Origin of the sequence: Bradyrhizobium lablabi (genome assembly GCF_018129385.1) — a bacterium.
GTDB lineage: Bacteria > Pseudomonadota > Alphaproteobacteria > Rhizobiales > Xanthobacteraceae > Bradyrhizobium > Bradyrhizobium lablabi_C.
This window is the reverse complement of record NZ_JAFCLN010000005.1, coordinates 121,094-137,691: the sequence shown is the minus strand read 5'-3', so window position 1 is coordinate 137,691 and position 16,598 is coordinate 121,094. Positions and strand designations below refer to the sequence as shown.

Annotated in this window: 19 protein-coding genes; 6 read left to right on the top strand and 13 right to left on the bottom strand. The window is 62.4% G+C overall.

Annotated elements, in window-relative coordinates:
• Positions 1-201: 201 nt before the first annotated feature.
• The gene (locus tag JQ628_RS12600) at positions 202-1,827 is read right to left on the bottom strand and encodes a peptide chain release factor 3 (RefSeq protein ID WP_212222886.1); all 1,626 of its coding nucleotides are present in this window, start codon (positions 1,825-1,827) and stop codon (positions 202-204) included.
• Between the two features lie 242 nt (positions 1,828-2,069).
• Here JQ628_RS12600 and sugE point away from each other — a divergent pair, with 242 nt between their 5' ends.
• On the top strand, positions 2,070-2,384 hold the full coding sequence (gene sugE, locus JQ628_RS12595; RefSeq protein ID WP_212222885.1) for a quaternary ammonium compound efflux SMR transporter SugE: 315 nt from the start codon (positions 2,070-2,072) through the stop codon (positions 2,382-2,384).
• On the opposite strand, the gene JQ628_RS12590 is transcribed toward sugE, so the two are convergent.
• From JQ628_RS12590 to JQ628_RS12560, 7 genes are all read right to left on the bottom strand, one after another.
• Positions 2,385-3,389, bottom strand: a complete 1,005-nt coding sequence (locus tag JQ628_RS12590; RefSeq protein WP_212222884.1) for an inorganic phosphate transporter — start codon at positions 3,387-3,389, stop codon at positions 2,385-2,387.
• Between the two features lie 11 nt (positions 3,390-3,400).
• On the bottom strand, positions 3,401-4,045 hold the full coding sequence (locus JQ628_RS12585; RefSeq protein ID WP_212223149.1) for a DUF47 domain-containing protein: 645 nt from the start codon (positions 4,043-4,045) through the stop codon (positions 3,401-3,403).
• A 144-nt stretch (positions 4,046-4,189) separates the two neighbouring features.
• Positions 4,190-5,158, bottom strand: a complete 969-nt coding sequence (locus tag JQ628_RS12580; protein WP_212222883.1) for a branched-chain amino acid ABC transporter permease — start codon at positions 5,156-5,158, stop codon at positions 4,190-4,192.
• Position 5,159: 1 nt separating this feature from the next.
• Positions 5,160-6,047 carry a branched-chain amino acid ABC transporter permease gene (locus tag JQ628_RS12575; RefSeq protein ID WP_212222882.1) on the bottom strand — a complete coding sequence of 296 codons (888 nt, stop codon included), beginning with the start codon at positions 6,045-6,047 and terminating at the stop codon, positions 5,160-5,162.
• Positions 6,048-6,132: 85 nt separating this feature from the next.
• Positions 6,133-7,353, bottom strand: coding sequence for an ABC transporter substrate-binding protein (locus JQ628_RS12570; protein ID WP_212222881.1), 1,221 nt, complete (start codon positions 7,351-7,353; stop codon positions 6,133-6,135).
• 41 nt (positions 7,354-7,394) lie between these two features.
• Positions 7,395-8,132 (bottom strand): ABC transporter ATP-binding protein, encoded by a 738-nt coding sequence (locus JQ628_RS12565; protein WP_212222880.1) that lies wholly within the window; start codon positions 8,130-8,132, stop codon positions 7,395-7,397.
• Complete coding sequence (locus JQ628_RS12560; RefSeq protein WP_212222879.1) at positions 8,125-8,880, bottom strand: ABC transporter ATP-binding protein; 756 nt, start codon at positions 8,878-8,880, stop codon at positions 8,125-8,127. The genes JQ628_RS12565 and JQ628_RS12560 overlap by 8 nt, the downstream gene beginning before the upstream one ends.
• Before the next feature lie 321 nt (positions 8,881-9,201).
• Here JQ628_RS12560 and JQ628_RS12555 point away from each other — a divergent pair, with 321 nt between their 5' ends.
• Together JQ628_RS12555 and JQ628_RS12550 are read left to right on the top strand one after the other, a co-directional pair.
• Positions 9,202-9,810 carry a PAS domain-containing protein gene (locus tag JQ628_RS12555; protein WP_212222878.1) on the top strand — a complete coding sequence of 203 codons (609 nt, stop codon included), beginning with the start codon at positions 9,202-9,204 and terminating at the stop codon, positions 9,808-9,810.
• A gap of 8 nt (positions 9,811-9,818) precedes the next feature.
• Positions 9,819-10,439, top strand: coding sequence for a hypothetical protein (locus JQ628_RS12550; protein ID WP_212222877.1), 621 nt, complete (start codon positions 9,819-9,821; stop codon positions 10,437-10,439).
• 3 nt (positions 10,440-10,442) lie between these two features.
• On the opposite strand, the gene JQ628_RS12545 is transcribed toward JQ628_RS12550, so the two are convergent.
• From JQ628_RS12545 to JQ628_RS12530, 4 genes are all read right to left on the bottom strand, one after another.
• Positions 10,443-10,802 (bottom strand): ArsC family reductase, encoded by a 360-nt coding sequence (locus JQ628_RS12545; RefSeq protein ID WP_212222876.1) that lies wholly within the window; start codon positions 10,800-10,802, stop codon positions 10,443-10,445.
• A 111-nt stretch (positions 10,803-10,913) separates the two neighbouring features.
• Positions 10,914-11,408 carry a cytochrome P460 family protein gene (locus tag JQ628_RS12540; RefSeq protein WP_212222875.1) on the bottom strand — a complete coding sequence of 165 codons (495 nt, stop codon included), beginning with the start codon at positions 11,406-11,408 and terminating at the stop codon, positions 10,914-10,916.
• Between the two features lie 14 nt (positions 11,409-11,422).
• Entirely contained in the window at positions 11,423-12,472 is a 1,050-nt protein-coding gene (locus JQ628_RS12535) for an alpha/beta fold hydrolase (RefSeq protein ID WP_212222874.1), read from the bottom strand.
• A 167-nt stretch (positions 12,473-12,639) separates the two neighbouring features.
• Positions 12,640-13,971: a dicarboxylate/amino acid:cation symporter gene (locus tag JQ628_RS12530; RefSeq protein WP_212222873.1), complete on the bottom strand. Its 1,332-nt coding sequence runs from the start codon at positions 13,969-13,971 to the stop codon at positions 12,640-12,642.
• Between the two features lie 152 nt (positions 13,972-14,123).
• On the opposite strand from JQ628_RS12530, the gene JQ628_RS12525 reads away from it, so the two are divergent.
• Together JQ628_RS12525 and JQ628_RS12520 are read left to right on the top strand one after the other, a co-directional pair.
• Positions 14,124-14,282 (top strand): DUF5993 family protein, encoded by a 159-nt coding sequence (locus tag JQ628_RS12525; protein WP_212222872.1) that lies wholly within the window; start codon positions 14,124-14,126, stop codon positions 14,280-14,282.
• Positions 14,283-14,291: 9 nt separating this feature from the next.
• On the top strand, positions 14,292-14,849 hold the full coding sequence (locus JQ628_RS12520) for a disulfide bond formation protein B (RefSeq protein ID WP_349628056.1): 558 nt from the start codon (positions 14,292-14,294) through the stop codon (positions 14,847-14,849).
• 88 nt (positions 14,850-14,937) lie between these two features.
• On the opposite strand, the gene JQ628_RS12515 is transcribed toward JQ628_RS12520, so the two are convergent.
• Positions 14,938-15,642: a glutathione S-transferase family protein gene (locus JQ628_RS12515; RefSeq protein ID WP_212222870.1), complete on the bottom strand. Its 705-nt coding sequence runs from the start codon at positions 15,640-15,642 to the stop codon at positions 14,938-14,940.
• Positions 15,643-15,719: 77 nt separating this feature from the next.
• Between JQ628_RS12515 and JQ628_RS12510 the strand changes: the two genes are divergently transcribed.
• A complete protein-coding gene (locus JQ628_RS12510; protein ID WP_212222869.1) occupies positions 15,720-16,577 on the top strand; it encodes an SDR family oxidoreductase in 858 nt (285 codons plus the stop codon).
• The last annotated feature ends 21 nt before the right edge of the window (positions 16,578-16,598 follow it).

Genomic DNA, 16,598 nt, shown 5'->3' with positions numbered 1-16,598 from the left:
GCCTCCATCAAGCCCGGCGCATTCACTTCCGCGCGCTCGCGAGTTCCGCAATCCATCGCCGTCATCGCCCGCGCAGGCGATCCAGTATTCCAGAGACGTCAGTGAGTTGCGGAAGGACCGCGGCGTACTGGGTCCCCCGCCTCCGCGGGGGGACGACGAATGAGGATGTGGCACCAGATACGGGTAAAACCCGCCCTGATCCTAAGCCGCGCCCTTCTTCTTCACATCCTTCACCGACGAGAACTCGATCCCCTCGGCCCGTTCCTTCGTATAGCCGAGGTAGAACTCGTTCTTCGCCATGAACACCGGATCGCCGTCGACGTCGTCGGCAATACCCGAGCCATTGGCGGCGATGAACGCCTCCAGCTTCTTGCGGTCGTCGGACGAAATCCAGCGCGCGAGCGAGAATTCCGACACTTCGAATTCCACCGGCAGCGAATATTCCGCATCCAGCCGTGCCTTCAGCACGTCGAGCTGGAGCGGGCCGACCACGCCGACGAGGGCCGGCGCACCGTCGCGCGGCCGGAACACCTGCACGACGCCCTCTTCTGACATCTGCTGCAAGGCCTCTTTCAACTTCTTGGCCTTCATCGCATCGGTCAGCCGCACGCGGCGGACGATTTCCGGCGCAAAGCTCGGCACGCCGACGAAGGTCAAATCCTCGCCCTCGGTCAGCGTGTCGCCGATCCGCAGCGTGCCGTGGTTGGGAATGCCGACGACGTCGCCGGCAAAGGCCTCGTCCGCGACCGACCGGTCCTGGGCGAAGAAGAATTGCGGGCTCGACAGGCTCATGTTCTTACCGGTGCGCACCAGCTTGGCCTTCATGCCGCGGCTGAGCTTTCCGGAGCAAAGCCTTGCAAAGGCGATGCGATCGCGATGGTTCGGATCCATGTTGGCCTGGATCTTGAACACGAAGGCGCTCATGCGCGCTTCCGCCGCCTCGACCTTGCGCAGATCGGAATCCTGCGCGCGCGGCGGCGGCGCGAACTGGCCCAGACCTTCCAGGAGATCCCCGACGCCAAAATTGCGCAGCGCGCTGCCAAAGTAGACCGGCGTCAAATGGCCCTCGCGGAAGGCTTCGAGCTCGAACGGCTTGCAGGCTTCCGACACCAGTTCGAGTTCGTCCTTGACGTGGGCGACGTCGAGATTGGCGTTGCGCTTGCCGAGATCGGCAATGTCGATCTGCTCGGTCGCGCCGGTCTTGGCGCCGCCGCCCTCGAGCAGGCGCACGCCGCCGTTGCGGACGTCGTAGGTGCCGAGGAAATCGCGGCCGCGGCCGACCGGCCAGGTCATCGGCGTGGTGTCGAGCGCCAGCGTCTTCTCGATTTCGTCGAGCAGCTCAAAGGTGTCGCGGCTCTCGCGGTCCATCTTGTTGATGAAGGTGATGATCGGGATGTCGCGGAGACGGCAGACCTCGAACAGCTTTCGGGTGCGCGCCTCGATGCCCTTGGCCGCGTCGATCACCATGACGGCGGAATCCACCGCCGTCAGCGTGCGGTAGGTATCTTCCGAAAAATCCTCGTGGCCCGGCGTATCCAAAAGGTTGAACACGAGGTCATTGAACTCGAACGTCATCACCGAGGTGACGACGGAGATGCCGCGCTCGCGCTCGATCTTCATCCAGTCGGAGCGGGTGTTGCGCCGCTCGCCCTTGGCCTTGACCTGCCCGGCCAGATTGATCGCGCCGCCGAACAGCAGGAGCTTTTCGGTCAGCGTGGTCTTGCCGGCGTCCGGGTGCGAGATGATCGCAAACGTGCGGCGACGCGCCACTTCATGGGCTAGCGGCGACGCAGGTAGCGACTCGGCAGAAAGAGCAATGTCGGACATGGGCCGAGCGTTTGGCAGGGAAAACGGGCGCGATCAAGGGCGATTCTCGCCGGTTGCACCCAGAGGCAGCCGCCCCCATATCCGACGAGCGTGATCCCGAAAAGTGGGAACCGGTTTTCGGAAAAGATCATGCTCAGACAAGGAGATAAAGCGCGATGACAAGTCATCGCGCTTGGGGAGGACGGCCTCCCCTTTGACCTATCATCCGCGGGGACGACCCTGCCTTATCGGAAGGGTTTGTCGTGGCGTGGTCAATTCTGTTCGTAGCCGGTCTTCTGGAAGTCGGCTGGGCCATCGGCCTCAAATACACCGAAGGATTTTCGCGGCTGGTGCCATCCGTGCTGACACTGATCAGCATGGCCGGCAGCATCGTCCTGTTGGGATTGGCGCTCAAAACGCTGCCGATCGGAACCGCCTACGCGGTCTGGACCGGCATCGGCGCGGTCGGAACCGCCATCCTCGGCATCGTCCTGTTCGGCGACCCCGCTACCGTCGCCCGCCTCGCCTGTATCGGGCTGATCGTATCCGGCATCGTCGGGTTGAAACTCGTCACCTGATCAGCGCAGCAGCAGCACGACCCCATAACTCGCCGCAGCGATGATCGCCGACGCCGGGATCGTGATCACCCAGGCATAGACGATCGAGCTTGCGACGTTCCAGCGCACTGCGGAGACCCGCCGCGCCGCGCCGACGCCGACAATGGCGCCGGTGATGGTGTGGGTGGTGGACACGGGCACGCCGAGATAGGTCGCCATGAACAGCGTGATGGCCCCGCCGGTTTCGGCGCAAAACCCCTGCATCGGGGTAAGCTTGGTGATGCGCAGCCCCATCGTGCGCACGATGCGCCAGCCGCCCATCAGCGTGCCCAGCCCCATCGCAGCCTGGCAGGAGATCACCACCCAGAACGGAATAGAGAACTCCGTGCCGAGATAGCCTTGCGAATAGAGCAGCACGGCGATGATGCCCATGGTCTTCTGCGCATCGTTGCCGCCATGGCCGAGCGAATAGAGCGAGGCCGAGGCGAATTGCAGGATGCGGAAGGCGCGATCCACCGCAAACGGCGTCGAACGCATCGACAGCCATGAGACGATCGCCACCAGCACCAGCGCCAGCAGGAAGCCGACCAGCGGCGACAGCACGATCGCAAGCAGCGTCTTGGACAGGCCGCTCCAGACCACCGCCGATATGCCGACCTTTGCAACGCCCGCACCGACCAGCCCCCCGATCAGCGCGTGCGAGCTCGACGAGGGAATGCCGAGCCCCCAGGTGATCAGGTTCCAGACGATGGCGCCGATCAGCGCGGCAAAGATCACTGCAGCGTCGACGATGTCGGGCTCGATGATCCCCTTACCGATGGTGTTGGCGACATGCAGGCCGAAAAACAGGAACGCGATGAAATTGAAGAAGGCCGCCCAGAACACCGCATATTGCGGCCGCAGCACGCGGGTCGAGACGATGGTCGCGATCGAATTGGCGGCATCGTGCAGGCCGTTCAGGAAATCGAACAGCAGCGCAACCGCGATCAGTCCGATCAGGATAGGAAGACCGAGCGTGGCGTCCACGGGTCCCTGCCCTAAACCTGTTCGATCACGATCGAGTTGATCTCGTTGGCGACGTCGTCGAAACGGTCCGAGACCTTTTCCAGGTGCTTGTAGATTTCCGCACCCACCACGAAATCCATTGTGTTGGCGTCGCGGTGCTTGAGGAACAATTCCTTCAGCCCGATGTCGTGGAGGTCGTCGACCCGGCCCTCGAGCTTGCCGATCTCTTCAGTGATCAGCGTCAGTTCGGTGACGTTGCTGCCGATCGATTGCAGCAGCGGCAGCGCGCGCCCCACCAGCTCGGCGCATTCGACCAGCAACTGCGCGATCTCGCGCATCGGCGGCTCGAACGAATGGACCTCGAACAGGAGCACGGCCTTGGCGGTCTGCTGCATCTGGTCGATGGCATCGTCCATCGCGCCGATCAGGTTCTTGATGTCGCCGCGGTCGAACGGGGTGATGAAGGTTCGCCGCACCGCTGTGAGCACTTCGCGGGTGATGCCGTCGGCCTCATTCTCGAACTGGCTGACGCGCTGGCAATACACCAGCGTCTCGTCGCCGCCGCGCATCATGCCCTGTAAGGCCTTGGCGCCTTGCAGGACCGCCTCGGCGTGGCGCGCGAACAGGTCAAAGAACCGCTCTTCCCGCGGCAGAAAGGCACGAAACCAGCGCAGCAGCATGGGTCAATTCCAGTGTTGGGGCCGGGCCGCGAGCGCCCCGTCACAAAACTGTCATAGACTGATTTCGAGGGAAAAGCCCAGCCGCCGACGGCCGGAATCCGGCCATCCACCATTTTCTAAAACGTTCAGAAAATCAGCTACTTACAGGGACCGGCGGAAATAATGGGCGATCTCGCCGACGATACCCCGCCGGAACGCCAGCACGCAGGCCACGAAGATCACGCCCTGAATCACCAGCACCCACTGGCCGAACCCGGCGAGATATTGCTGCATGGCGATGATGATGAAGGCGCCGACCACCGGACCGAAGATGGTGCCGAGGCCGCCGACCAGCGTCATCAGCACGATCTCGCCCGACATCGTCCAGTGCACGTCGGTGAGCGAGGCATTCTGCGCCACGAACACTTTCAGCGAGCCTGCAAAGCCGGCGAGCGTGCCGGACAGGATGAAGGCGAGCAGCTTGTACTGGTCGGTCTTGTAGCCGAGCGAAATCGCGCGCTGCTCGTTCTCGCGGATCGATTTCAGCACCTCGCCGAACGGCGAGTTGATGGTGCGGTAGATCAGCAGGAAGCCGCCAAGGAACCCGGCGAGCACGACGTAATAAAGCACCGTCGGCCTGGAGAGGTTGATGAAGCCGAACAGATAGCCTTGCGGAATGCCCTGGATGCCGTCTTCGCCGTGGGTGAACGGCGCTTGCAGATAGATGAAGTAGAGTAGCTGCGACAGCGCCAGCGTGATCATCGAGAAATAGATACCCTGGCGGCGGATCGAGATGTAACCGGTGATGACGGCGAGCACCGCAGCGCCCGCGACGCCGACGATGATGGCCAGTTCGGGCGCCAGATGCCATTCCTTCAGGGCATGCGCGGTGAAATAGCCGGCGCTCCCCAGGAACATCGCGTGTCCAAACGACAGCAGGCCGCCATAGCCGATCAGCAAATTGAAGGCGCAGGCCAGCAGCGCAAAGCACAGCGCCTGCATGACGAAGAACGGATAGATGCCGCTCAGCGGCACGGCCGCCAGCAGTACCGCCATGGCGGCGAACACGATCATCTCCTCGCGCATCGCGCGCGGGTTCGCAGGCAGTGTATCGTCGGTCAATGCGCTCATGTCAGGCCGCCCGTCCCGTCAGTCCCGTTGGCTTCACCAGCAGCACCAGCACCATCAGCACGAACACCACGGTGTTGGAGGCCTCGGGATAAAAGTATTTTGTAAGTCCCTCGATCACTCCGAGCGCAAAGCCGGTGATGATCGAGCCCATGATCGAGCCCATGCCGCCGATCACGACCACCGCGAACACCACGATGATGAGGTCGGCGCCCATCAGCGGCCGGACCTGGTTGATCGGCGCCGACAGCACGCCGGCAAGCGCTGCGAGGCCAACGCCAAGACCATAGGTCAGCGTGATCATGCGCGGGACGTTGATGCCGAAGGCGCGCACCAGCGTCGGATTTTCGGTGGCGGCGCGCAAGTAAGCGCCGAGCTGCGTTTTCTCGATCAGGTACCAGGTGGCAAGGCAGACGACCAGCGAGAACACCACCACCCAGCCGCGGTAGATCGGCAGGAACATGAAGCCGAGATTCATGCCGCCTTGCAGCCCGTTGAAGCCGAATATCTTGGGATAGTCGGGAATCGCGTAAGGCAGGCCCGAGGAGCCAAAATAATTCTGGAAGATGCCCTGCACGATCAGCGCGATGCCGAAGGTGAGCAGCAGGCCGTAGAGGTGGTCGAGCCCGGAGAGCCATTGCAGCATGGTCCGCTCCAGGATCATGCCGAAAATGCCGACCGCGATCGGCGCGATGATCAGCGCCCACCAGTAGCCGATGCCGGCGAGGTCGAGCAGGAAGTAGGCGCAGAACGCGCCCATCATGTAGAGCGCACCATGGGCGAAATTGATGATATTGAGCATGCCGAAGATGACGGCGAGCCCGAGGCTGAGCAGCGCGTAGAACGAGCCGTTGATCAGTCCCACCAGAAGCTGCGCGTAGAGAGCTTGCATCGATCGATCTTTCGCAACTGATCCCGCCTCACGCGGGAGATGAAAATCCGCCGGCGCACGCAGATGCCGCGCCGGCGGGTTTCTCTTACTTCTTTACCAGCGCGCAGGCGCTTTCCGAAAGCGGCCGGAACGCCTGGTCTGCCGGGGTGGTTCCGACCAGCTTGTAATAGTCCCACGGGCCCTTGGATTCCTCGGGCTTCTTGACCTCGAACAAATAGGCCGGATGCAACTTGCGGCCGTCGGCGCGGATCGTGCCCTTGCCGAACAGTTTGTCGTCCGTCGGCATCTCCTTCATCTTGGCCACCACCTTGGCGCCGTCATGCGGATTGCCGCCCATCGCTTCCAGCGCCTTGAAGTAATGCAGCAGGCCCGAATAGACGCCGGCCTGCACCATCGACGGCATCGCCTTGTTCTTCATGCGCTCGGAAAAACGCTTGGAGAAGGCGCGCGTGTCGTCGTTGAGGTCCCAGTAGAAGGTCTCGGTGAAGTTCAGGCCCTGCGCCACCTTCAGGCCGAGCGAGTGGACGTCGGTGATGAACAGCAAGAGACCGGCGAGCTTCTGCCCGCCCGCGACGATGCCGAACTCGGACGCCTGCTTGATGGTGTTGGTGGTATCGCCGCCGGCATTCGACATGCCGATGATCTTGGCTTTCGAGGCCTGCGCCTGTAGCAGGAACGAGGAGAAGTCCGCCGTGTTCAGCGGGTGCCGCACGGCGCCGATCACCTTGCCGCCGGCCTTCGTCACCACCGCGGACGTATCGCGCTCCAGCGCATGGCCAAAGGCGTAGTCGGCCGTGAGGAAGTACCAGGTGTTGCCGCCTGCCTTCACCAGCGCCTGGCCGGTGGAGTTGGCGAGCATATAGGTATCGTAGACCCAGTGGATGGTATTCGGCGAGCACTGCGCATTGGTCAGATCCGACGTCGCCGCGCCGGTGTTGATCATGACCACATTCTTTTCCTTGACCAGATTGTTGGTCGCCAGCGCCACGCCGGAGTTCAAGACATCCATGAAGATGTCGACTTTCTCGACATCGATCCATTGCCGCCCGATGTTGGTGGCAATGTCGGGCTTGTTCTGGTGGTCGGCCGAGATCACATCGACCTTCCAGCCCTTGGCGGCAAGGCCGGAATCTTCCACGGCCATCTGCGCGGCGAGCGTCGAGCCGGCGCCGCCGAGGTCGGAATAGAGGCCGGAATTGTCGGTCAGCACGCCGATCTTGACGTTCTTGTCCTGCGCAAAAGCGGCGGTGCCCGAGCCGAGCGCCAGCGCGGTGCCGAGGAGAAGAGCGGAGAGTTGCTGTTTCATCGTTGCTCCCTGAAACTAGACTAAATGCATTTTCCGGTATTTCAGACGCCGAGATAGGTGTGGAGCTTGTCCATGTTGGCGGACAATTCCGAGTTGGCAAAACCGTCGATCACCTTGCCGTGCTCGACGATGTAGTAGCGGTCCGCAACCGTGGAGGCGAACCGGAAATTCTGCTCCACCAGCAGGATGGTGAAACCTTCCTTCTTCAGCCGCGCGATGGTGTGGCCGATCTGCTGGATGATGACGGGCGCGAGCCCTTCGGTCGGCTCATCCAGCATCAAGAAGCGCGCGCCGGTGCGCAGGATGCGCGCGATCGCCAGCATCTGCTGCTCGCCGCCGGACAGTTTTGTGCCCTGGCTGTTGAGGCGCTCTTTCAGGTTTGGAAACAGGTCGAAGATCTGATCGAGCGTCAGCCCTCCGGCGCGCACCACCGGCGGCAACAACAGGTTTTCGCGAACGTCGAGACTGGCGAAAATGCCGCGCTCCTCGGGGCAAAACGCCACGCCCATGCGAGCGATCTGGTCCGACGTAGCGCGCGCGATATTCTTGCCGTCGAACACGATCGAGCCGCTGCGCTTGCCGATGATCCCCATCACCGATTTCAGCGTCGTGGTCTTGCCGGCGCCGTTGCGGCCGAGCAGGGTCACGACCTCGCCGGCACTCACGTCGAAATTGATGCCGTGAAGGATGTGCGATTCGCCATACCAGGCCTCGAGGTTGGAGACGGACAGCACCTGCCCGCCGGCAGCCTGCGCCCCGGCCGTTTTCACCTCAGGCATGACCGGCTCCCAGATAGGCTTCCTTGACGCGCTCGTCCTTGGAGAGGTTGGCGTAGTTGCCTTCCGCAAGCACCTGCCCGCGCGTCAGCACGGTGATGATGTCGGAGAGGTTGGCGACCACGGAGAGATTATGCTCGACCATCAGAATGGTGTGCTTCGCCGAGATGCGCTTGATCAGCGCCTGGATCTTGTCGATGTCCTCGTGGCCCATGCCGGCCATCGGCTCGTCCAGCAGCATCATCTCCGGGTCGAGCGCGAGCGTGGTGGCGATCTCAAGCGCGCGCTTGCGGCCATAGGGCATCTCGACCGCCGGAATGTTGGCGAACTCGCTCAGACCGACGTCGTTCAGCAGTTCATGGGCGCGCGGGTTGAAGCGATCGAGGATCGATTTGGAGCGCCAGAAATCGAACGAATGGCCGTGCTGGCGCTGTAGCGCCACCCGCACATTTTCCAGCGCCGTTAGATGCGGAAACACCGCCGAAATCTGGAACGAACGAACGAGGCCCAGCCGCGCCACATCGGCCGGCTTCATCGCCGTGATGTCCTGTCCCTTGTAGAGGATGTTTCCCGCCGTCGGCTGTAGAAACTTGGTCAGGAGGTTGAAGCACGTCGTCTTGCCGGCCCCGTTGGGACCGATCAACGCATGAATGGAACCCCGGCGAACCCTGAGCGAGACATCGCGTACGGCAAAGAACCCCGCGAACTCCTTGGTCAGTCCGTTGGTTTCGAGAATGAACTCATCAGCCAAACAAATTTCCCCCGTCAGCCTGTTGCGGCGTCCCAGCGCGCACGGCCGATTTTAGTTACCCGGCAGGTTCTCCCGGACGTCTTGGACCGTCCCGGGACCTACCCCTCCGGCGGCGGAATATGCCGCTATCTGAGCCGTTTAGGCAAGGCGGAAAGCTGTGCTCCTGTGGGTCGCTGCGGGCTCCGCCATTAGTCGAATACCGACGCGCTGTTCCGCGCGCCGGAAAGCAGCCATTAACGGTATTTTGCCGGTTTCCGCATCCTTCATAGAAAATTTGTGCCTCCGGCCGAAGCTTTGGCGTTCGTTTCCAGAACGGATTTCATGGCCGTGCAGTTTGAGAGCGCCAACCCGACGGTCGTCAAATCGATCAGGCAGCGGGACTTACTCAATACCTGGCTGCGGCTTTATGCCCGCGAGCAGAAGCTGCCCGCCATTGGCGAATACAATCCGGCTCGCATCGAGGACGAGCTTCCGGATCTCGTCTACTACACCGTTCATTCCGAAGAGATGCCGCCGCGCCTGATCATCGACAGCGACGGCACGCGGATGTCGAGTGCCTATGGCCACACCGGCAAGGGACGCTATCTCGACGAGTATCTCGGCGCGCGGCTCGCGCCGATCGTGATGCCGGTCTATCACGAATGCATCGCGCGCGGCCTGCCGGCCTACACGATCTCGCAGATCGACGACATCTACGGGCGCATCGTCAACTACGAGCGGCTGCTGCTGCCGTTCGCGCAGGAAGGTCGCGTCAACCACATCATCGCTTCCCTGAAAACGATCTGCGAAGACGGCGGGTTCGAGATCAAGAACCTGATGCGCGGCAACGACACGCTCCCGGTACCGAAACTGCGCACCATCATCGACCGCGATCTCTTCCATCGTTCGCCGGGCCGCATCGCGCCGCGCGACATGCTCGAATTCGGCTGACCGCGCCGATGCAATTTGTCAGCAGCAACCCCTCCGTGATCCGGTCGATCAGGCAGCGGGTGTTCCTCAACGCCTGGCTCCGCGCCGCGCGCAAGCGCGGCGGCTTGCCCCTGCTCGCGGACTTCCGGCCTGAAGCCTTCGCCGATGAGCTTCCCGACATGATGGGACTGGACGTCGTAGGCAGCGGTGACGGCGTCCGATTCCTGATCACGCAGAACGGCTCGCAGCTTGCCGCGGCTTACGGCAACAAGAGTGCCAGATCCGACAATCTCCATAACAGCTATCTCGATGATGCGATCGGGCCAGACCGTTATGCGCGCGTGCTGCCGTCCTACCGCGCCTGCCTTTCGCACCGGCGTCCGGCCTACGCGATTTCGACCGTTCAGGATTCCGACGGCAGGGATGTTTCCTACGAACGGCTGCTGCTGCCGTTCGGAAAAGCCGACGCCGTCGAGCAGATTGTCGGATCCTACAAGGCCATCAGCATCGACGGCGGCTTCAAGGTCAGGAACCTGATGGGGCTTCGGTCGGGCGCACCGATTACGATCGTCAGCGCCGTCATCGATCGGGATTTCGTGCCCTCGGCGGGAGCCGCCCGCGCAGGCGATGACGTGATCGAGCTGGATTAGACCTTACCGGCCTTTACCGCCCACTTCCTTCGCATAGACATCCGGCTTGAAGCCGACCAGCAGCTTGCCGCCGTGCTCGAGTACCGGTCGCTTGATCATCGACGGCTGTGCCAGCATCAGGGCGAGCGCCTTCTTCTCGGTCAGGCCTTCCTTGTCCGCATCGGGCAGTTTCTTGAACGTCGTACCGGCGCGGTTGAGCAGCGTCTCCCAGCCGACCTTGTCGGCCCAGCCCTTCAGCTTGTCCTTGTCGATGCCGGCGGCCTTGTAGTCATGGAAGCCGTAGGCGACGCCCTTGCCGTCGAGCCAGGCGCGCGCCTTCTTCATGGTGTCGCAGTTCTTGATACCGTAGATGGTGATGGCCAAAGCTTGATCCCTCGTCTTGCCGCTGCGCAGGCAAGCTAACGCCGCAGCGGCAACTGCGCCAGACCGGGCCGGGCTTATCACCACATCGATGCGCCCGGCCATTCGTCTTTGTCAGTGCGCGTACCGCGTGAAGACGAAATCATGATCGCCGGCATGGGCCTGATGGCAGCCAAAGCACGTCTTGTGCTGCGCCTCGTCGGCAGGCTTGCCGTCGATGAAGCGGCCAAAACCCCAGCCGCCGGTCGCGGCATATTTTTTGGAATCCTTGACCATGATCTGCACCGTGGTGCTCGCGCCGGTCACGAAAGCTCCGTTAAGCCCGGGCAACGGAACGTGCTTCCACGCGAGTTTTGCCAGCACGGTGCCATCGGGAAACGGCAGGGTGTGCTGCCGATAGGCTTTCATGGCGGTGGCGTTGCCGAGCACGCCCCGAAGCTCGTCGACGCCTGCTTCATGCGCCACCCCGATCATCTGCCATTCGCGGTAGCCATGCGGAATCTTGACGCCGAAGATCGGAGACGCCTCATCGACGGTAGCAGCGACAAGCGAAGAGACCGCGAGACCGGTTGCGCCGGCGATGGCCAGCGCTAGAAGGATTTTTTTCATGTCGTTGTTCCGGATCAGCCGTTGGCGATATCGACGATTGCCTGCGCAAAGGCCTGCGGCGCTTCCTGCGGCAGGTTGTGCCCAATGCCGCCTGTGAGCAGCCGGTGCTCGTATTTACCCGAGAATTTTTTGGCGTAGGCGCTGGGCTCGGGGTGCGGCGCGCCGTTGGCGTCGCCTTCCATCGTGATGGTCGGTACCGAGATGACCGGAGCCTGCGCCAGCTTCTTTTCGAACTCGTCGAATTTTGCCTCGCCCTCGGCAAGACCGAGCCGCCAGCGGTAATTGTGGATCACGATGTCGACGTGATCGGCATTGTTGAAGGCCGCAGCGCTTCGCTCGAACGTCGCATCGTCGAAATGCCATTTCGGCGAAGCGAGCTGCCAGATCAGCTTTGCAAAATCGTGCCGGTATTTGTCATAGCCGGCGCGGCCGCGCTCGGTCGAGAAGTAGAACTGGTACCACCATTCCAGCTCGGCCTTGGGCGGCAGCGGCATTCGTCCGGCCTGCTGGCTGCCAATCAGATAGCCGCTGACCGACACCATGGCCTTGACGCGCTCGGGCCAGAGCGCCGCCATGATGTTGGCGGTACGCGCGCCCCAATCGTAGCCGCCGAGCACCGCTTTCTCGATCTTCAACGCGTCCATCAGTGCGATAATGTCGGCGGAAACCGCCACCGGCTGGCCGCTGCGCATGGTCTCCGCAGACCGGAAGGTCGTGCTTCCGTAGCCGCGCAAATACGGGATGATCACGCGATAGCCCGCCGCCGCCAGCAATGGCGCGACATCGGCATAGCTGTAGATGTCGTAGGGCCAGCCGTGCAGCAGGATCACCACCGGACCGCCAGCGGGACCGGCCTCGGCGTAACCCACATTCAGCACACCTGCTTCAACCTGCTTCAGCGGCGCAAACGACGTATTGGTCCCCGGCTTGATCGCGGGAATCTGCGCCGCACCGCCCTTCGTTTGAGCGCTCGCGCTTCCCGCGAAGCCAAACTTCGTTGCGGCGGCGATTCCGGCGGCAAGGCCGAAGAAGCGGCGGCGCTGGCGGTTGAATGACGTCGACATGACGGTCTCCTTTTTGAAATTGGGGTAGCCGCATACGGCTCCCGGGCCGCATGCTCTCAGATCGACCGGGCTTTTCTTTCGCGAAGCCATGATTTTTTCAGGAATGGCTTCACGATTCCCCGACCGCATGGCTGCGGGGGTGGAAAGGGGCCTGTTTCTTCCCGCTCTCAGGCCTGCTCGGTACTCGCGCCCGGCTCGAGGGCTTCGCCGAGCTCGATCGGGTGCGCCATGGTCTCGTGCAGCTTGTCCTTGTCGAGCTCGCCTTCGGAGCGGCTGATCACGACACAGGCGACGCCATTGCCGATCAGGTTGGTCAGCGCCCGGCATTCGCTCATGAACTTGTCGATACCGACCAGAATGGCGAGCGACTGGATGGGAATGTCGGGCACGATGGAGAGCGTCGCCGCCAGCGTGATGAAGCCCGCACCAGTCACGCCCGAGGCGCCCTTGGAGGTGATCATGGCGATGCCGAGAATGCCGAGTTCTTGCCAGATCGTCAGCGGCGTGTTGGTCGCCTGCGCCAGGAACAGCGTCGCCAGCGTCATGTAGATGTTGGTGCCGTCGAGGTTGAAGCTGTAGCCGGTCGGAATCACGAGGCCGACCACCGAACGCGAGGCGCCGAGATGCTCCATCTTCTGGATCATCTGCGGCAGCACCGTCTCGGATGACGACGTGCCGAGCACGATCAGAAGCTCGTCCTTGATGTAGGCGATGAAGCGCAGGATGGAGAAACCGGAAATCCGCGCGATCGATCCGAGCACGATCAGCACGAACAAGACGCTCGTGAGATAGAACGTGCCGATCAGCGCAATCAGGTTCCAGAGTGAGCCGAGGCCATAGGCGCCGACGGTGAACGCCATCGCGCCGAAAGCTCCGATAGGGGCAACGCGAACGATGATGCGGATCACGCCGAAAAACACTTTTGCGGCCTGGTCGATCGCGTAGGCGATCGGCTCACCCGCCTTGCCCATATAGGCGATGGCAAAGCCCGAGAGGATCGAGATCAGGAGCACCTGCAAGAGGTCGCCGCGCGCGAGCGCCCCGATGAAGCTGTCGGGAATGATCGCCATCAGATGCGAGACGATGCCTTCTTCCTTGGCCTTGGTGACGTAGGTGGCGACCGCTTTCGGATCGATCGCGGTGGGATCGATGTTGAAGCCGGCGCCCGGCTGTAGCGTCCTGCCGACGAGCAGCCCGATCGCCAGCGCAACCGTGGAGACCACCTCGAAATAGATCAGCGCCTTCAGCCCGACCCGGCCGACCCGCTTGAGGTCGCCCATCGAGGAGATGCCATGCACCACGGTGCAAAAGATCACTGGCGCGATCATCATCTTGATCAGCGCAATAAATCCGTCGCCGAGCGGCTTTAATTCCTTTCCGAGGGTCGGATAAGAATGCCCGATCAGGATGCCCAGCGCGATTGCGATCAGCACCTGGATGTAAAGGACCTTGTACCAGGGCTGGTGATTGGCGGCGGGGCGAATGGCGGCTGTGGTCATGGGAGACTCGCGAAGGACTTAAGGAACGAGGCCATCATGGGGCGGGGTGGCCGACCCGACAACGAACATTCCCGTGTAGAGGGAATGTCAACCCCTGCGCTGCACAGTGTCGTGCGATCATGATAAGGATTGCACCGTTAGCGGAGGCGAGAATGGAATTCACCGCGCTGTTTCTGGCTGTCGTCATCGTCATGCTCGCCGCCTGGCGTGGGTCACGGCCGTTGGCGCTTGGATTGTTTGCCGCCGCGCTGATCGCCTCGGTCGCGACCTATCTGCATCACGCGACCGACGCGCTGAAACTGTCGTTTTGAGGTATGGCCGTGACGCGCTCGCTGGCCACCACCCTCAACGCCCTCAGCCTCTATGCGGTGGCGCTGGTGCTGATTGCAGCGTTCGCCGCGCAGCTCCTGCTGCATGAGCTGCCCTGCCCGCTCTGTTTGCTCCAGCGCATCCAGTTCGCGATGCTGGCGATCGGGCCGATCATGAATGTGCGCTTCGGACCGCGCCCGAGCCATTATGCCCTGTCGCTGTTCGCCGCCGCCGCCGGCTTTGCCTTTTCGACGCGCCAGGTGCTGCTGCATATCCTGCCCGGCGATCCCAGCTACGGCACGGCATTGCTCGGCTACCACTATTACACGCTGGCCCTGATCGGCTTTGCCGCGGCCATCCTCCTGATATCGGCCATGCTGCTGTTCGACCGTCAGTTCGAACCGGAAGCAACCGCACCGAAATTCGACGCACCCGATTTGTTTGCGACGATCGCGGTCTGGCTGGTGATCGCGCTGACCGCGCTCAACGTGGTGTCGACATTGCTGGAATGCGGCTTCGGTGCCTGCGCCGACAACCCTGTGGTCTATGAGCTGCTGCAAGGCCGGTGATCATCTTTTTGGTTTGAGCATGATCTCCGCGCAAACGCTTCGCGTTTGTCGCGAGGGAAAACCGGTTTCCACTTTTCCGGATCATGCTCTAAGGCCGCTTCGGAATATTCAGCCCGCGCTCCACCGCCGGCCGTGCTAGCCCACGTTCCAGCCACGACGCGACGCTCTTGAAGCCATCGAAGCCGACAAGGTCGCCCGCCCCGTAAAAACCGATCAGATTGCGCACCCATCCCAGCATGGAGATGTCGGCGATGGTGTATTCGCTGTCCATGATCCATTGCCGCCCCGAAAGCTGTGTCTCCATCACGCCAAGCAGGCGCTTGGACTCGTTGACGTAACGCTCGAGCGGCCGCTTGTCCTCAAAATCCTTGCCGGCAAATTTGTGGAAGAAGCCGACCTGGCCGAACATCGGGCCGATCCCGCCCATCTGGAAATGCACCCACTGGATCGTCTGCCAGCGCCGGGCAGGATCCGCGGGCAGCAGCTTTCCGGTCTTCTCGGCGAGATATTGCAGGATCGCGCCGGACTCGAACAGCGGCAGCGGCTTGCCGCCCGGCCCATCGGGATCGAGGATTGCCGGGATTTTTCCGTTTGGATTGAGCGAGAGAAACTCCGCCGTCTTCTGGTCATCCTTATTGAAATCGACCAGGTGGACCTCATAAGGCAGTCCGATCTCCTCCAGCATGATCGAAACCTTGACGCCGTTCGGCGTCGGCAGCGAATAGAGCTGCAACCGGTCCGGATGTTTTGCGGGCCAGCGTTTTGTAATCGGAAAGGCGGAGAGATCGGACATCGAAACTCGCGGCGTTGGCTTCAGGGCTCGTACGCAGCTACTCTACGCGCCCAAAGACAGCAAGGCCGGCATCGCGCATGGACAACAGTCAAAAACAGACCGACGCCGAGTTTTCGACGCATTCGACCGTCTATGCCGCGGATGCTTTGAAGGATCAGGTCGCGATCGTCTCCGGCGGCGCCGGCGGCATCGGCCGCGCCATCGCCTGGCTGTTCGCTCGCCTCGGCGCACATGTCGCTCTGGTCGGCCGAGACCAGGCAAAGCTCGACACGCTCGTTGCCGAACTGGCGGCGCGGAATCTGAGGGCATCCGCCCATGCCGCCGATATCCGCGAGCCGGATGCGGTCGATGCGTTGTTCGAAAAGGTGTGGGCCGCGCAGGGCCGCCTCGACATCCTCGTCAACAGCGCCGGCGGGCAGTTCCCGCAACCTGCGATCGACTATTCAATCAAGGGCTGGAACGCTGTGATCAACACCAACCTCAACGGAACCTGGTACATGATGCAGGGCGCCGCCAGACGCTGGCGCGACCGAAAACATCCCGGCAGCATCGTCAACATCGTGGTCGTGACCACGCACGGCCTCTACGGCATCGCCCACACGATTGCTGCAAGATCCGGCGTCATCGGCCTGTCACGCGCGGTGGCGGTCGAATGGGCGCCGCTCGACATCCGCGTCAACTGCATCGCGCCCGGTGCGATCGAAACCGAGGGATGGAAGGTCTACAAGCCCGAAGCGATCGCCACCTACCCGCGCTCCAACCCGATGATGCGCGCCGGCTCGCCCTGGGACATCGCGGAAGCCTGCGTCTACCTCGCCGGCCCCAGCGGCAAATTCGTCACCGGCGAAACGCTGACGGTGGACGGCGGCGGCCAGCATTGGGGCGAGACCTGGACAACGGGGAAGCCGGAGTATTTTGGCGGGGGTGGCAGCTGAATTGCGAACACTGTTGCTTGG

Bases quoted from the DNA above. Each gene is read 5' to 3' on its own strand.
- JQ628_RS12600 (WP_212222886.1), bottom strand. From the start codon at position 1,827: ATGTCCGACATTGCTCTTTCTGCCGAGTCGCTACCTGCGTCGCCGCTA.
- JQ628_RS12580 (WP_212222883.1), bottom strand. From the start codon at position 5,158: ATGAGCGCATTGACCGACGATACACTGCCTGCGAACCCGCGCGCGATG.
- JQ628_RS12575 (WP_212222882.1), bottom strand. From the start codon at position 6,047: ATGCAAGCTCTCTACGCGCAGCTTCTGGTGGGACTGATCAACGGCTCG.
- JQ628_RS12570 (WP_212222881.1), bottom strand. From the start codon at position 7,353: ATGAAACAGCAACTCTCCGCTCTTCTCCTCGGCACCGCGCTGGCGCTC.
- JQ628_RS12565 (WP_212222880.1), bottom strand. From the start codon at position 8,132: ATGCCTGAGGTGAAAACGGCCGGGGCGCAGGCTGCCGGCGGGCAGGTG.
- JQ628_RS12555 (WP_212222878.1), top strand. From the start codon at position 9,202: ATGGCCGTGCAGTTTGAGAGCGCCAACCCGACGGTCGTCAAATCGATC.
- JQ628_RS12550 (WP_212222877.1), top strand. From the start codon at position 9,819: ATGCAATTTGTCAGCAGCAACCCCTCCGTGATCCGGTCGATCAGGCAG.
- JQ628_RS12540 (WP_212222875.1), bottom strand. From the start codon at position 11,408: ATGAAAAAAATCCTTCTAGCGCTGGCCATCGCCGGCGCAACCGGTCTC.
- JQ628_RS12535 (WP_212222874.1), bottom strand. From the start codon at position 12,472: ATGTCGACGTCATTCAACCGCCAGCGCCGCCGCTTCTTCGGCCTTGCC.
- JQ628_RS12530 (WP_212222873.1), bottom strand. From the start codon at position 13,971: ATGACCACAGCCGCCATTCGCCCCGCCGCCAATCACCAGCCCTGGTAC.
- JQ628_RS12525 (WP_212222872.1), top strand. From the start codon at position 14,124: ATGGAATTCACCGCGCTGTTTCTGGCTGTCGTCATCGTCATGCTCGCC.
- JQ628_RS12515 (WP_212222870.1), bottom strand. From the start codon at position 15,642: ATGTCCGATCTCTCCGCCTTTCCGATTACAAAACGCTGGCCCGCAAAA.
- JQ628_RS12510 (WP_212222869.1), top strand. From the start codon at position 15,720: ATGGACAACAGTCAAAAACAGACCGACGCCGAGTTTTCGACGCATTCG.